Origin of the sequence: Vibrio sp. SNU_ST1 (genome assembly GCF_030563405.1) — a bacterium.
Taxonomy (GTDB): domain Bacteria; phylum Pseudomonadota; class Gammaproteobacteria; order Enterobacterales; family Vibrionaceae; genus Vibrio.
Genome location: NZ_CP130749.1, coordinates 36,970 through 53,255 on the forward strand (window position 1 = coordinate 36,970; position 16,286 = coordinate 53,255).

At 45.1% G+C, this 16,286-nt stretch carries 13 protein-coding genes; 6 read left to right on the forward strand and 7 right to left on the reverse strand.

Annotated features, from left to right (window positions below; all coding sequences use genetic code 11):
- Positions 1-26: 26 nt before the first annotated feature.
- The 4 genes from Q5H80_RS14555 to Q5H80_RS14570 form a co-directional block, all read right to left on the reverse strand.
- Positions 27-1,649, reverse strand: coding sequence for a phosphoethanolamine transferase (locus Q5H80_RS14555; protein WP_304570153.1), 1,623 nt, complete (start codon positions 1,647-1,649; stop codon positions 27-29).
- A gap of 234 nt (positions 1,650-1,883) precedes the next feature.
- Complete coding sequence (locus tag Q5H80_RS14560) at positions 1,884-2,453, reverse strand: porin family protein (protein WP_369809720.1); 570 nt, start codon at positions 2,451-2,453, stop codon at positions 1,884-1,886.
- A 410-nt stretch (positions 2,454-2,863) separates the two neighbouring features.
- Positions 2,864-3,727, reverse strand: coding sequence for a MurR/RpiR family transcriptional regulator (locus Q5H80_RS14565; RefSeq protein ID WP_304570155.1), 864 nt, complete (start codon positions 3,725-3,727; stop codon positions 2,864-2,866).
- Positions 3,728-3,919: 192 nt separating this feature from the next.
- Positions 3,920-5,194, reverse strand: coding sequence for an amino acid deaminase (locus tag Q5H80_RS14570; protein ID WP_304570156.1), 1,275 nt, complete (start codon positions 5,192-5,194; stop codon positions 3,920-3,922).
- Positions 5,195-5,370: 176 nt separating this feature from the next.
- Here Q5H80_RS14570 and Q5H80_RS14575 point away from each other — a divergent pair, with 176 nt between their 5' ends.
- The 6 genes from Q5H80_RS14575 (at position 5,371) to Q5H80_RS14600 (ending at position 13,359) form a co-directional block, all read left to right on the forward strand.
- Positions 5,371-6,804 carry an amidohydrolase family protein gene (locus tag Q5H80_RS14575; RefSeq protein WP_304570157.1) on the forward strand — a complete coding sequence of 478 codons (1,434 nt, stop codon included), beginning with the start codon at positions 5,371-5,373 and terminating at the stop codon, positions 6,802-6,804.
- A 139-nt stretch (positions 6,805-6,943) separates the two neighbouring features.
- On the forward strand, positions 6,944-7,336 hold the full coding sequence (locus Q5H80_RS14580; protein WP_017065166.1) for a RidA family protein: 393 nt from the start codon (positions 6,944-6,946) through the stop codon (positions 7,334-7,336).
- A gap of 205 nt (positions 7,337-7,541) precedes the next feature.
- Positions 7,542-9,056: a sodium:solute symporter family protein gene (locus tag Q5H80_RS14585; protein ID WP_304570162.1), complete on the forward strand. Its 1,515-nt coding sequence runs from the start codon at positions 7,542-7,544 to the stop codon at positions 9,054-9,056.
- Between the two features lie 123 nt (positions 9,057-9,179).
- On the forward strand, positions 9,180-10,127 hold the full coding sequence (locus Q5H80_RS14590; protein ID WP_304570163.1) for a sugar kinase: 948 nt from the start codon (positions 9,180-9,182) through the stop codon (positions 10,125-10,127).
- An 18-nt stretch (positions 10,128-10,145) separates the two neighbouring features.
- Positions 10,146-10,781: a bifunctional 4-hydroxy-2-oxoglutarate aldolase/2-dehydro-3-deoxy-phosphogluconate aldolase gene (locus Q5H80_RS14595; protein ID WP_304570164.1), complete on the forward strand. Its 636-nt coding sequence runs from the start codon at positions 10,146-10,148 to the stop codon at positions 10,779-10,781.
- Between the two features lie 127 nt (positions 10,782-10,908).
- Positions 10,909-13,359, forward strand: coding sequence for a family 20 glycosylhydrolase (locus Q5H80_RS14600; RefSeq protein ID WP_304570165.1), 2,451 nt, complete (start codon positions 10,909-10,911; stop codon positions 13,357-13,359).
- A gap of 354 nt (positions 13,360-13,713) precedes the next feature.
- Here Q5H80_RS14600 and Q5H80_RS14605 read toward each other — a convergent pair whose 3' ends face one another.
- From Q5H80_RS14605 to Q5H80_RS14615, 3 genes are all read right to left on the reverse strand, one after another.
- Positions 13,714-14,010 (reverse strand): Bor family protein, encoded by a 297-nt coding sequence (locus Q5H80_RS14605; RefSeq protein ID WP_304570166.1) that lies wholly within the window; start codon positions 14,008-14,010, stop codon positions 13,714-13,716.
- A 122-nt stretch (positions 14,011-14,132) separates the two neighbouring features.
- Positions 14,133-15,452: a cell wall metabolism sensor histidine kinase WalK gene (locus Q5H80_RS14610; RefSeq protein ID WP_304570167.1), complete on the reverse strand. Its 1,320-nt coding sequence runs from the start codon at positions 15,450-15,452 to the stop codon at positions 14,133-14,135.
- Positions 15,453-15,488: 36 nt separating this feature from the next.
- Positions 15,489-16,193, reverse strand: coding sequence for a response regulator (locus Q5H80_RS14615; protein WP_304570168.1), 705 nt, complete (start codon positions 16,191-16,193; stop codon positions 15,489-15,491).
- Positions 16,194-16,286: the final 93 nt, after the last annotated feature.

The following is a 16,286-nucleotide window of genomic DNA, read 5'->3' on the forward strand; positions in this document are numbered from 1 at the left end:
GGAATATGATAAGTAGCTAGTTCAAGCTAGCGACACAAAGCGAAGATGTCTTGGTTCTCTCGGTATTCTTTGGTTTGCACGTCCATTAAGCCAAGCAAGGAGTCGAACAGGTTATCCTGAGAAAAGCTCTGCTCTTTCCCCGCCTTTCTTAAGCAGGTCTCGCTTATCCCTTTCTGCTCGGCAAAACCATCAGACATCCACATGATCATAGGTACGTGAGTCTGCTCTTTTGGTGCTAGGGAATAAGGCATACCATGAAGATACACGCCGTTTTCCCCTAAAGATTCACCATGATCCGAAATATACATCAGCGCGACATTGTACTTGCTGGTCAGTTTCTCCAGTTTCTGAATCGCCTGTGAGAGAAAGAAATCTGTGTACAAAATCGTGTTGTCGTAGGTGTTGAGCACTTGTTCTTTGGTGCAGTTTTCAATATCAGCGCGAGCGCAATCTGGCGTAAACTTCTTATGTTCGTCTGGGTAACGTTCAAAGTAAGTAGGCCCGTGAGACCCCGAAATATGATAGAAAATGATGCTATCTTGCTTGAGTTCTTGAGTATCTTGTTCGAAGTTCTCTAGCATCGCTGTGTCGTAGCATACGTCGTTATTACATAATGGATCGCTGTCTTTGGCGACGAGCGTCATCTCTTTGATTCGGTGTGCGACCGCCTTGTCTCCACCATCATGCTCTCGCCAGATAGAGTGAATGCCCGCGCGGTTCATGATGTCGACCACGTTATCTTGATTGTAGGCTTTGTCGCGATCGTAGTTGCTGCGATTCATGCTCGAGAACATGCACGGTACTGAAACCGCGGTGGCTGTTCCGCACGATTGAACATCAGAGAAAAATATCGGGTTGTAAGGCTTGGTATGAGCGTTGGTTTCTCTCTCATAGCCATGGTATTGGTAGTTATACACTCGAGCGGTTTCGCCAAGCACAAACACCAATAAGGTCGGTTTGGTTGCCGTTTTTGCTTGTGGTTTGAGTTGAGCATCTAGACCCAATTCTTGATAGGGGATAGGCTCTTTGATGTAGGTGTTATTGATGTATTTGACCGTTGATGCCACGTATTCGGTTGGGATGATCATCTTTTTGATATGAGAGTTATTGCGACCAATCGAAACGTAATCTTTGTAAAACAGCCCTGCAATAATGGCGATGACGATCAAAGATGAGAGCAGACCAATCGATTTCCAGACAAAGAAATCTTTCCATGACTCTCGCTTAAGCTTGGTAAACAGTAAGATCAGTGATGGGACAATACCCATGGCGAATAACCATAAGATGGAGTGGGTACTTACATAGCTTGCCGCTTCGCCACTATTGGTCTCGAATACATTTACTATCATCCCGTAGTCTACATAGATGCCGTAATTGAACATGCTGTAGCTGACGAGTGTCGAGGTGATCAGCAACAAAATAAAAAACAGCTTGGAGAATATCGGCCAATTAAAGACTTGGAAGATAAAATTGAAGGCAGCAAGGAAGAAGATCGGGATGGATATGAGAAACGTGACACTTTCAGACTTTGATGCCTGAACAATACTAAACAGTTCTAGGGAGAGAGGGATGTTGATGACAAGCAGATAATACACAGCCAACACAAAGGGCAGCTTGTTTATCGACATGTTTAAGCTTGGAAGGTTCATAGGTTTTGTTTTCCTGCGTCTCTTATTCCTTTATTTTAGTCTCGCTACCAAGAAAGCTCTAATATCAACGCATAAAGCTCAAATAAGTAATGGTGAGCGATAAACCGGTTAAAGTGAAATGACTCGATAGGGCGTATAGATACAAAAATTCACTTTACTGTGTTGCCTTATCATAGAGCAGAGTAGCAAAGTGAATTTGAGTTATTTACTTACAACGTGGCCGTGAGGAACACATTAGAAGTTGTATGAACCACCGAAGCTAACACTGTTGAATGCTAGTGTGTGGTCATCGTTTTTGAGAGAGCCCTGATAGGAGTAGTCATCAACACTCACCGCGTCAGCTTGTGAAATAAGGCGAAGTGTTAAGTGTTCAATCGGCGTGTATTCAACACCTACGCCAAAGTGGAAGCCAGTACCGCTGTCGTCCCCATAGTTAGCCGCTTGGTTCGCGTGAAGGTCAACAGAGCTTAAACCAGCCAATACGAATGGACGGATAGTGTTGTCAAACGTATAACCGATATTCGCTGATGCAGAAATAGAGGTTGGCGAGAGTTTTTCTGCGCCATTTTTGTAATCTGCATAATCGTTGTAGCCAAGCTCTACGCCAACAATACGGTTGAATTGGTAACCACCGTATAGGTTATAACCCATACCATCTGAATCTAAACTACCGTGACCATCTGTATCGGAGTCTTGATAGACACTAAGCCCACCACCTACATACGCGCCACCATCTGTGCTTGCTGCAAAAGTTGGAAGTGAAACTAAACCGATTAAGCCGAGTGCTAATACTGATTTTTTCATGATAATACCTTGTTTACTCATCCTGTGATGTAAGTCACGGTATCGCTGCCGAATGATTTATAAAACCCTCACAAATGAAACCTATTTTTTCATTGATAAAGTGACTATCTGTAGCCCTTGATTTATCAAGAGGTAAGGTCATATTTGTTGGTTATATTCTTTATAAATAAAATTCACATATTGACAAAAGGTTAAATTTGCTAAATAAAACGATGTTTTTTAAGGTTGTTGGGAAGTACGACTGGCTATAACCTTAGTTAAGAGAAGGAGAGTCGGATGTTAAATAGAGCAAATACAGGCTTGGTGGTTATGGCTATGGTCATGAAAGGATAGGGAAAGCTCGCCAAGAATTAAAAAGCCCCGTGGTTCTATTTTATCGAGTAAAAACACGAGGCTCATTTATTCAAAATCTAGTCACCGAGAGGTTGCCGGTCGCCACCGCCTCGGTAAGAATCGAGCGCAACCTTCAAACGACGCAGCTTGTCGCGCGAGCGATTCTTATGATTGACCGCGATTCCCATAGAAAGCACATCTACTAACGCCAACATTGCGTAGCGAGAAGCCGACGGTTTGTAGATGAAGTCTGTTTCCATGTGCTTGATGGGTAACAAGATATCGGCAATCTTTGCCAGCGGTGTATCTTGTGGCGTAATTGCGATGATCTTAAGTCCATACTGCTTGGCCAGTTCTGCCGTTTCAGTGATCACTGGCGTAAAACCGGTTGCTGAGATCATCACCATCACATCATTGGCATCGGCTGTTGCGGCAACCATACGTGACATCAATCCATCGTTGTACGACACTACTGGGTAGCCCAATCGGAACAGTCGGTGTTGCAGCTCTTGAGAAGCGATGGTCGAACCGCCACCCATGCCGATAGCAATGATCTGTCTGGCGTTATGTAGCCAGTTCACTGCAGTTTCAACGTCTTGCTCTTTGAACAGAGTTCGGTTGATGTCTAGGCTCTGCTTGATCGATTCGTAGATACCTTGATAGCCAGTTTGGTCAACAGGTTCGAGGATAAAGCGTTGGCCAACGGTCAGGGTTTGAGCAAGTTTGATTTTCATATCACGCACGTTGTTACAGCCGATCGCCTTAGCAAAACGGGTAATTGTGGCTTCACTGACTTGAGCACCTTCAGCAAGCTCTGTGATACTGGCATTGGCTGCAAAATCAATGTCATCCATGATCAGCTTGGCGACTTTTTTCTCTGCATCACGAAGAGCGGGAAAACGCTCCGTTATCTGTGAAATGATATCTACTTCTAAACTCAAGAATCCTGATCCTTTGTTGATGGGGCTAACCGTTATGGCTTAGTTTTTAAGAGCTTAGCTCGTAAGAACAAAGCTATTTAGAACTAGGCTATTTGGCATTAAGCCATTTAGCACTAATCTATTTAAAACCAAGCCTTAGCCCCGTTAGTATATCTGATTGCTTCGCTGATTCTAGCTTATCGAAAAATTGAACTAGAAGCAGGTTTCTACCCAGTGGGTAACCTGATGATCGTCATCGCTGATGGCAATGTAGCGCCATTTGTCGAAGGTTAAACACGGGTGTGAGGTCGAGAACGCAATCATGTCGCCCACTTCAATTTCAGAAGAGCCGTCGGTTTCAACAAAGGTATGTTGATCCATCACGGCAGTAGAGGTTAAGCCTTTCACTGATATAGCTTCGCCGTTGCGATAGCCGCGCTCGGCGATCGGTAAACCTGCATCAAAGGCCACATCACGCTTGCCTAGCCCAACCACTAGCTTGGTAGGTTCTGGGCGAGAGATTACATACGCCCACACCTCAAGCGCCGATTCTAAATCACCACCCAATTCACACGCATAGCCTTGATTAACTTGGGCGCGCTGTAACACCTTGCTTTGGGCATCTAGGTAGATCCCAGTATCGTGAATGGCGTAACAACCCGGACGAATGATCGCCAAATAATCGGTTAAATTCGCTAAACATTCCGCAACTACGTCATACCAAGCGGAACCTGCACCAGTGATAATCGGTTGCCCTGCAATCAGTCCATCTGATGTGAGGCTTTCGACAGATGCTAGTGCCTGATTTAAGAAGGTACGAATATCTTGCTCTGCGTTATCACCGTGAATTACCCCCTCATACACCTCTATTCCTGCTAGTGAAAGAGATGGTGAGTTCTGGATGGTTTGAGCCAGTTCTAGAACCTCTTGCGGTGAACGACAGCCACAACGACCACCCGGTACACCAAACTCGATCAGTACCTTTAGCGTTTTCTTTGTATTAGCGAAATATTGGTTAAGTTGCTGCACGTTGACTGATGAATCCACGCAACAATAGAAATCGACATCAAACTCGCGAATAAGCTGTTCGATAATCGCCATGTTGGTTTTGCCCACCAATTGGTTGGCCATAATGATTCTTTTCGCACCAGCCATCGCTGCAATTTCAGCCTGTGCAGGCGTTGCTACCGTGATACCCCAAGCGCCATTTTCGAGTTGTTGGCGGAAAAAAGCAGGTGTCATGGATGTTTTGCCGTGTGGCGACAATTTAACTTGATGGTGATCGGCGAATGACTGCATCCAATTCAAGTTATTGGTCAAAGCCGATTGCTTAATAACGGCAACAGGAAGCGAGATATCTTCGTTAATCAATCGATAAACACCGTTCTCAGGTTGTGATATCGCTCTCCCTTTTTGACCTCTTTCAGTTAAGACAAAACCTTCTTTTTGATACTTTCTAACATTTTCTTGTGCTGGGCTATGTTTCATTACTGATTCCTAACATGATTTAAGTTGTTGTTATGTAATGTTTAAATATATCTACAATCTGATTTTTGGTAGAAACTATCACACAAATTAAAATATTATGTGTGTTTTGTCACTGAAAATAATCGGCTGGATTCTTAATATAGCTCCATCAACACAGTGGATTGAGAGAGTGAAAAATGTTGTTCGATACGATAATCAAAAATGTAGAGGTGTTTGACGGCACCGGCGAACAATCGTTTTGTGCCGATGTAGCAATCCGTGATGGAAAAATCGCCGAAATTGGTCAAATCGATCATGAAGATTGTGGCCAACTGGTTGAGGGAGCCGGCTTAGCATTGGCTCCTGGTTTTATTGATGTACACACACATGACGATACCAATGTAATTCGTTACCCAGATTGCCTGCCTAAGATCAGCCAAGGTGTCACAACCGTGATTGTTGGTAACTGTGGTATCAGTGCATCACCAACCGTTTTGGCTAGCGATCCACCAGACCCAATGAATCTTTTAGGCGCACAAGCTGACTTTAAATACCCAACCTTTGCGGCGTATGCACAAGCGGTAGAGCAAGCTCAACCGGCAGTAAACGTAGCAGCATTAGTCGGCCATACGACATTGCGTAACCAAGTGATGGACGACCTGCAACGCACTGCAAGCGAAGACGAAATCGCAGCGATGCAAACCAACCTTGATTTAGCGATGGAGCAAGGCGCATTAGGTTTGAGCTCTGGCCTGGCTTACGCAAGTGCTAAACAAGCGAACGCCAACGAAGTGATGCAGTTAGCGAAAGTGCTCTCTAGCCATGGCGGCATCTATACCACGCATATGCGTACCGAATTTGAAGAGATCTTAAGCGCGATGGAAGAAGCGTTTGAGACAGGACAATACGCGAAAGTGCCGGTTATTATCTCCCACCTTAAATGTGCAGGTGCGGGTAACTGGGGTAGAACCGTTGAAGTACTCGACTTAATGGACAAGGTTTCTGAGCACCAAGATGTGTCTTGCGACTGCTACCCATACTCTGCGAGCTCTTCGACATTAGATTTGAAACAAGTGACCGACGATTTCGACATCTTCATCACTTGGTCTGAAGCAAAACCAGAACATGCAGGTAAAACGCTGAAGCAGATTGCTGATGAAATGAACCTACCCTTGATGGACGCAGCAAAAGCGCTTCAACCTGCGGGTGCGGTTTACCACTGCATGGATGAGAACGACGTAAAGCGCGTATTGAAATATAAACTGACCATGGTCGGTTCAGACGGTTTACCTAATGACCCACACCCACATCCAAGATTGTGGGGCACCTTCCCGAAAGTGCTAGGTCACTACTGCCGAGACGAAAAACTGTTCTCGTTGCCCGAAGCGATTCACAAGATGACCGGAATGTCGGCTCAGCGTTACAACTTAGCGGGCCGAGGCGAAGTTCGCTGTGGTGCCTTTGCTGATTTAGTTTTATTTGATCCAAAGAATATTAAAGACACAGCAACATTTGAAAATCCTATTTCAGTTGCTGAGGGAATAGAAAGCGTATTTGTAAATGGTGAGTTAACTTACCAGCAAGGAAAAGTAAAAGATAATCGTTCAGGCGTTTTTATTTACCGAAACTAGAGTTTTAATTGTTTATTAAATTCAGGTGATTATAAAAACGGTGAATTAATTTAAATGTATTGGAATAGAAACTGTTTTATATATAAAACCAATGTTATCTATAAAGCCAATATTATCTATAAATAAGTGGAGTTAAAAAATGACTATTAAACGTTACGGTGTTGAAGGCGGTACAGGTACAGGCGGACAACATTTACCATTTGCACGTGCAACTGAAGCAGGTGGTTTCCTATACGTTTCTGGCCAGACACCGATGACAGATGGTGAAGTGGTTGAGGGTGGCATTGTTGACCAGTCTCGCCTAGCGATCCAAAACTGTGTCGATATCATGACTGAAGCGGGCTACGGCCTAGAAGACGTAATGCACGTAAAGGTTGTGCTAACGGATTCTCGTTACTTCCAATCTTTTAATAAGGTATTCAAAGAGTTCTTCGGTGCTAACCCACCGGCTCGTATTTGCATGGTCTGTGATCTAGTAGTAGACGTGAAAGTTGAAGTTGATGTGACTTGCTACCGCGCAGATCGCGTTTAATTATAACCTAATCACAATAACCTAATTAGAGAGTATTAGAGGGTAGTCATCCCTGTTATTATCTTTTAATACTCTCACCCTACATTTATAAAAATTACTTTAATTAGAATATACAAAACAAATAAAGTAATTATATGAAATATAAAATGAATGAATCATAAATAAAGTTCAGGAATGAGCTTAATATTTCACTGAGAGGTGTCAAATGAACAGCACACTTTTTCTTACAGGCTTCGGCGTGTACGTATTATTTTTAATTTGGTTAGGCTGGTTTGTCTCGCGTAATCAAAAATCTGGCGAAGATTTCTTATTAGGTGGCCGTGGCCTACCTATGTTCTTAGTACTTGGTACAACAGTAGCGACGATGGTTGGTACGGGTTCAAGTATGGGTGCGGTTGGCTTCGGCTACGCAAATGGCTGGGCAGGTGCTCTGTACGGCATTGGTGGTGCGATAGGCATCCTATTACTTGCACTTTGGTTTGCTCCGGTTCGTAAACTGAACTTCATGACCATGAGTGAAGAGCTGGCTTATTATGTTGGCGCTAACCGCATCGTGAAAAACGTTGTAGGTGTACTGATTTTTGTAGCTTCGATTGGTTGGTTAGGCGCACACATTCTAGGTGGCGGCATGTACTTAGCATGGATTGCAGACATCGATCTCAACCTAGCGAAAATCATTATTGCTGCTGCATTCACTATTTACGTGGTGATCGGTGGTTACACAGCGGTTGTATGGACCGATACCATTCAAGCTATCATTCTTTTTGCTGGCTTCATCTTGATGGCGGTAATGTCAGTTGATTACATCGGCGGCATGGATAACCTTTACGCTGCGATGGACCCTGCTGCTACGAGCTTTTTAGCAATCGATAAACTGGGTCTTCTGCCTGCTGTGTCTCTGGCTGTGGTTATTGGTGTGGGTGTACTGGCGACGCCTTCATTCCGTCAACGTATCTACTCGGGTAAAGATGTATCAACCGTTCGTCGCTCATTTGTTGCATCGGGTGTGTTGTACCTTTTCTTCTCAATCATCCCTGCAATCATTGGTATGGCAGCACATGCCATTGACCCATCATTGGATAACGCGAACTACTCGTTCCCTTATGTTGCTGCAACGGTTCTTCCGGTTGGCGTTGGCATGATTGTTCTTATCGCGGGTCTTTCTGCAACCATGTCGAGCGCAAGTTCAGATGCGATAGCAGGTGTGTCTATCCTACTGCGTGATGTTTACGTTATGTTCACTGGCCGAGTACCAAACAAAGAGTCAATGATGAACTATTCTCGCTTGGCACTGATTGTGGTGATTGGTTTTGCACTGTTGTTCGCACTAACGTCAAACGACATCATTGGCTACATCACGAAAATGATTTCAACCGTAATGTCGGGCATGTTTGTGTGCGGTATGTTGGGTCGATTCTGGAAACGTTACAACTGGCAGGGTGCTCTTGCTACGCTAGCGGGTGCATCTGTGGCTTCATTTGTCGTAATGCTAAACGCAGACTACACGGCTTTCTGGGGTAACCCTGTGATTCCTTCTTGTCTAGTGGCTCTAACGGCTGGTGTGGTTGTAAGCTTATGTACTCCGGCTAACCAAGTGACACCAGAAATGGCAAAAGCAATTCTTGATGACGAGCGTGCTCTGATGGAAATGGAATTGTCAGACTCAGGTGTGCTTGAAGAAGAAGCGTCTTCTCAACGTCCTGCTAATCAAACAAGCTAATCTCAAACACTCCACAGCTAGTTAGTACAACAAACTCAGTACAACAAGTTGTGGAGTGGTTAGCTCAGGCTCTACTTTTTGGTAGGGCCTTCTTCCCCATTTATCTCTATTTTAGGATCTGCTATGCCTGCATCTTCTAACTTCAATATTGCTTTCTTTGGTGAGTGCATGGTCGAAATCAGCGGCTCTCCATTAACCAAAAAGTTTGGCGGTGACACGCTTAATACCGCGCTTTACCTTTCTCGCTTAACCCAACATCAAAACCTCTCTGTTCATTACGCGACGGGTCTGGGTAGCGATGAACTGTCTCAGAACATGGTTGATAACTGGCAGTTAGAGGGTATTCAAACCAATTTCGTTGAACGCATCCCAAGCAAGCTGCCCGGCTTGTACATGGTCGAAACCGACGAGACAGGCGAGCGACATTTTCACTACTGGCGCAACGATGCGGCGGTAAAGTTCTATTTTCAAATCGATAACTTAAACAAGCTTGAAATTGCCCTGACAGAGAAACAAGTCGACGCAGTTTATATCAGCGGTATCAGTATCGCGATCTTGGATGACACCTCTCGTGAGCGTTTATTCAAAGCTATTAGCGTGTTCTCAAACCAAGGCGGCAAGGTGATTTTTGATAACAACTATCGCCCGCAGCTTTGGAGCACCGAGCAAGCTCAATATTGGTACGCCAAGTTGCTGCCGCTGGTGGACATCGCATTGATTACCGAAGACGACGACCTGCTTGTGTGGGGTAACTCAGAGAGCGTTCAACAACGCTGCCTTCGTTTGGGTTGCCAAGAGATCGTCATCAAACGTGGCTGCGAGCCATGCAAGATTGTTCAAGTTGAACAGGGCAACATTGTTGAGAATTATGTCTCAGCGACTCGTGTTTCTAACGTGGTCGACACCTGCGCGGCGGGCGATTCATTCGCCGCGGGTTATTTAGCTGCGCGCCTTACTGGCGAGAGCGCTACCGACGCAGCCGAACTTGGCCACCAACTGGCTTCCATCGTTATTCAATACTCTGGCGCAATCATCCCCGTGAGCGCTATGAGCCAACTGATTAAAAAATAAAATAAAAGCGGAATTATTATGTCTCAAGAAATGATCAACAAACTTAAGCAATTCAAAGTTATCCCTGTTATCCAAATCAACAAGGTTGAACACGCGATTCCACTGGCAAAAGTGTTGGTAGAAAACGGCCTATCAGTTGCTGAAGTGACATTTCGCACTGAAGCGGCAGCAGACGCGATTCGTGCGATGCGTGACGCCTACCCAGAGATGTGTATCGGTGCTGGCACAGTATTAACGCCAGCGCAGATCGACCTTGCGAAAGAGTCGGGCAGCGAATTCATCGTAGCTCCGGGCCTGAATCCAAACACCGTAAAACGTTGCCAAGAAATCGGCATGCCAATCGTTCCGGGCGTAAACAACCCAAGCCAAGTTGAGCAAGCGCTGGAACTGGGCCTTAACTTCTTGAAGTTCTTCCCTGCAGAAGCTTCTGGCGGCATCAACATGGTGAAGTCTCTACTTGCGCCATACGTTGATGTGTCTTTAATGCCAACGGGCGGTATCGGTAAATACAACGTCAATGACTACCTAGCAGTGGATCGCGTGGTGTGCTGTGGTGGTACTTGGATGGTGTCGCCAAAGATGATCGAGAACGAGCAATGGGATGAGATTGCAGTATTGGTTCGTGAAGCGGTCGCTCTTGTTAACGAGCAATAAGCTTTTGAACTAGCGATAACGACCTTTCGAATGAGAGATAACGAGCAACAGCAGTGGCTGATGGTTCTGTTTTGTGAATCGCCTCCGATAAACAAAACAGAACCATGTCTATATAGGAAAACTAATAATGAAAAAAACTATATTATCCCTATTGATTTCAGGTTCAGTAGTGTCCCCAATGGCGTTAGCAATGGCTCCAAATACCGTTCTAAATTTAATGCCGTACCCACAGACGGTCGAGCTGCAGGCTGGGCAAGTTAAGGTCGACGGTAACTTTAAGGTTTACATCAAAGGCTTTCATTCTGATCGCGTTGAATACACTGCGAAACGCTTTATTGATCGCCTTGAGCGTCAGACGGGTGTACCGATCCTAAATTGGCAGGTGGATAGTGCAGACGAAGCGAACCTGATCATAGATATAGACGCGGCGCCAAAGTCTGAAGTACAGAACATCGACTCTGTAGAGTCCTACAAAATTACCACTCAGGGTGAACAAATCACGCTGAGCTCTCCAAGCCCATACGGCACTATTCACGGCATCGAAACCCTTTTACAGCTCGTTGAAACCACGGCGACTGGCTACCATATTCCTGCCGTAACAATTGTCGATGAACCTCGCTTTCGCTGGCGTGGTGTTTCTTACGATACCTCCCGTCACTTCATCGAATTTGATGTGCTAATTCGTCAGTTAGATGCGATGGCTTCGGCGAAGATGAATGTGTTCCATTGGCACTTCTGGGATGACCAAGGCATTCGCATTCAAACCGAATCATGGCCGCGTCTATGGTCTGAGACTGCCGATGGTAATTATTACACCAAAGATCAAGTTCGCTACCTAGTTGAATACGCCCGTAACCTTGGTATTCGTGTAATTCCAGAGGTCTCTCTACCGGGTCACTCTTCTGCGGTTGCTCACGCTTACCCGCGTTTGATGTCTGGCGGTGAAGGGCAAAACTACGAGCAAGAAAGAGGGTGGGGCGTATTTGAACCTCTCATGGACCCGCTGAACCCAGAAGTCTACGAGATGCTAGGTGATGTGTTTGACGAAGTGACCGAGCTGTTCCCTGATGAGTATTTCCATATCGGCGGCGATGAGCCAAATTACGCGCAGTGGAAAAACAGCGAAAAGCATCAACAGTTTATTGAAGAGAACAATATTGATGGCGAGCGTGGTCTGCAGTCTTACCTCAATGTAAAAGTTGAGAAGATGCTCGAAGAGCGCGGTAAGAAGATGACGGGCTGGGATGAAATTTGGCATAAAGACCTGCCGACTTCAATTGTGATTCAAAGCTGGCAAGGGCACGATAGCATTGGTCGTGCGGCGAAAGAGGGCTACCCAGGTATTCTTTCTACAGGTTACTACCTAGATCAACCTCAGCCTACTAGCTACCACTATCGCAATGACCCAATGCCAATTGGCATCACTGTTGACGATAAGCTGCACAGCGGCGAAAAGTTCGTGACGTATCAATGGGAGAAGCCACGTTCAAAAGGCGGCCCACGTAAGGGAACACTGACTATTATTGAAGCGAAATACGGCACTTTCCGCGCATTCAGTGATTACAACGGCAAGTCTCGCGAAGAGATCTTCATCCTTGATTATGTGCCGGGTAAAACCTTTGTTGGCCACTTCGATAACTTCATGTCGTACACCGAGTTCAACCTGAATCTGAATTCAAATGGTTTTGCCGAAGGCAGTTACCAATTGGTCGGTAATGTACGTTGGCCAACGACAGGTGAAGTGATTGCGAGCAGTGATGTTGAAGGCAGCGTGATTCCTGAACCAAATGGTGGTTACCCTGCGGAATTAACCGATAAAGAAAAAGAGCTTATCTTGGGCGGCGAGATCACCATGTGGCTAGAGAACAAAGACAGCCTCACGGTTGAAAACTACCTATGGCCGCGCAGCTACGCGATTGCAGAGCGCTTCTGGTCTGATGCGGAATTGACTGACGAACACAGTATGTACAAGCGTATGAAGGCGATGGATACATGGTCTGAAGTGTCTGTCGGACTTCGTCATCATGCGGATGCTGACATGTTGTTAAAACGCATTGCGAAAGGCCAAGATATCCACGACCTGCGCGTGCTTGCGAAATATACTGAACCAGCACAGTACTATGCGCGCAACTGGGAGAAGTGGAATTCTACTGAACCTAAGGGCACTTTATACAGTCAATATGAGCGCCTAAACCGCTTTGTTGATGCTTTGCCAGTGGAAAGCTACGCGGTGTATGAGATGCAAGACTTGGTTAATGAAGTGGCGACAGGCAATCAACAAGCACTAGAGCAACTCGCTGAGCATTATCAGCAAGCAAAATCGGCTGCTCTTGCCGCTGAGACTGTCTTCGCAGGTAATGTGTCTTCGGTAGAGACTGTGGTGGTTGCAGAGAAAACCGCGGAAGTCGCAGACTTGGCGTTAACCTTGATTGCTAAAGCACAAGCGGGTGAAAAAATTCGAGCATCAGATACGAATGCCTACCAAGCGATACTGTCTGATTCAGCGAAGATCTATGATGAATCTATCATCGCGATTGTTCGCCCGACAGAGCTTTTGTTGAAGCAGTTAGCTGAGTAAGCCGTTAACGGATTAGCGAACAAGTCACATGCCAATAAGTGAATCGGGCAGTTTTTTAGTTTTAGCTTCTCAATTGAGTGTAATTTCTCGCCCAATATCAGCGACTACTCACTAACACTACTCTGTAGCGTTAACGTGAATGTCATGCCTTAGTCTGGGATGAGAAATTGCATGTTTGAATTTTTAGAGGGGAATAAACGGGGAGGTGCTAGCACCAGCCCCCGTATTTTCATTCAATATGACGGTATTCAATGCTCATTCCTTGAGCATCAGCGAAAGTATTGAATGTCAGGCAGAAGCTTCCAATATCAACCTTTAGAGTCGTAAGTTTGGTATTGGACAATTAACGACAAGTTAAGCTTTGCAGTAAACGCGAGCTTCACGTGGGGTATAAATACCGAAAGTCAAAGTCGCTAGTAAACCATTTACGAATGTCTCTTGAACTTCAACTTTAGCAACGTTGTCGATACCGTTACATACTTCAGCTGCATCAATTTGTTTTTTCTGTGCTAAACCGTTGATGAAGAAGTGGTGTGACTTTTCAGTTGTTGGGGCTGTTGCTTCGCTCTCTTGAGGGGCCATTACGAAAGTTTGTTGAGCGCAACCTGTTGCTACTAGCGATAGTGCCGCGATGATCAGTAGTTTTTTCATGTGTTTCTCCAGAGATAAAATTCAGCTCACGTCAGTAAGGGTGAACGAGTGTTGTATGGTTTGAAGGGGATATGTGGTCCCCTCCAGCTGATGTTGAACATTATTCCAGAGATGATTTGTCGTTACTGTATGAGTTTGTCAGTCGAATCGTTACATAGTGGAAAGGACATAGTGAACACGGCGCCCTTTAAAGTGTTGCTTTGTGCAACTTGCACTGTTGCACCGTGTTGAACACAGATCTTACTAACGATAGAAAGTCCTAAACCATGGCCACTCTTGGCTTTGTTACGTGCTTTATCTCCAACATAAAAGGGTTCGAATAGGCGAGCTCGGTGCTCTTTTGCTACGCCATCACCATCGTCATGTACGGCGATTCTTAGCTTGTCTTGGTGCTCGGTTGCTTCAATCGAAATTTGCGAGCGTGCGAATTTCATCGCGTTACGTACTAGGTTATCTAACGCGCGATTAATCAGCGTACCATCCGCTAATATCAGGCGAGGTTGTTCTGGTAGTGATAGGTCGATACTCAGCTTAGTCTCTTTGCTCCAGCGGATCATTGCGTGATCGAGTAAGTCTCTGATCTCTAATGGCTGTTGTAAGTCTTCTTGGTTGAAGTTGTCGAGTTTCGCGTAATACAACAGCTCATCGACCATTTTTTCCATCTCTTCTGTGTCTTCGACAATGCTCTCAATAGTCTCTTGCTGACCGTCGTTGAGTGGAGTGTCTTTGAGCATTTCAGCCTGCCATTGAATTCGAAATATTGGAGTTCGCAGTTCATGAGCTACCGCACTGGTGAGCGAACGATTACTCTCGATTAAGCTATGGATTCGGTCGGCCATCAGATTAAAGGATTTATTCAGAGATCCAATGGCACTGCCGCCGGATGTTTCAGCTCGCGAAGAGAGGTCGCCTTCAGAAAAGCGTAATGTAGCATTTTCAAGTTTCTTAACTCTTCGGAAAATAATCAACAGATGACCGAGGCCATATACGATGAAACTCGCGATAAAGAATACCCAAAGAAGGTCATCTTCAAGCTCTATTTTTTGACGAACAAGTGATTCGTCGTTGGGTTGGTAGTGATAAGTGTTTTCACTGCCAGCTAAGCGAAACCATAGTTCACGGTAATCGTCGTGGAAAATAAGGCTGTTGGGATTGGCGATAAAGAATTCAGAAACTGGCGTCGGCAGTTCATCATTTGGATTGAACGTGAAGAGGGTGTTTCGAGTTGTGTCGACAAATTGATTTATGGCTTGATGAGCAGATTCAATCCCTTGATTTTTAGCGATATTTTCTATGAGTTGCTGGTGGGCCGTTGCTTCGTAATCTTCCAGTATATATTCGTAGTCGGTATTGAGCTGATAGACACAAACCTCATAGGCGACAATGCCTGTAATAAAACAAACTAACAGCCCTAACAGGGACTCCAAATAGATACGTCGCATAATCGCTCTCTTTCATTGCGCCCGTACTGAGCGCGGTTAATGCCAGGCGGTCGAAACAAATAAGTAACCTTTCCCGCGAATGGTCTGAATTTTCTCTGCCGGTGTTTTGTCATCACCAAGTATCTTTCGCAAACGTACGACTTTGTTGTCAATTGTTCGGTCGATCCCATCGTACTCGATCCCGCGCAGCGTTTGAGTTAAGTAATCACGTGACAGTGGAGTATCCGGGTTGGATGCTAACAGCCAAAGTAGATCAAACTCACTGTCTGTCAGTGATAAAACCGCACCTGAAAGCTCACACTTCTTATAGGTGTTTTTCAGCGTAAGTTGATCAAACTGAAGGTAATTCGAATCATCAACTACAGGCGTATTGGTTTCTTGGCGACGCAATAGCGAGCGTACTCTTGCCAGTAGAACTCTTGGTTTGATTGGCTTGGTGACATAGTCATCAGCACCAGTCTCTAAACCTGCGACGTGATCAAAGTCATCATCGCTGGCGGTGAGCATTAAAATTTTACCCTTAAAGAGCGTACGCGTCTGTCGGCAAATTGTCAGTCCATCGGTTACAGGAAGCATCAAATCCAATAATACGATATCAGGCTGTTCGGTAAGGATTCTCTGCGTGGCATCACTGCCGTCATCTAACGCGGTGACATCAAAATCTTGTGCTACAAAGTAATCCTTTAGCATTCGCTGAAGTTTCAAATCGTCTTCTACGATGATCATTTTAGGTTTTGTCATTCCGTTATCAGCCTTGTTGTGCGTTTAATTTATTGAGATTACGTGAGCGTGTTTAATTTTGGTGGATTATTCTGTTGCATATTAATCACAAAT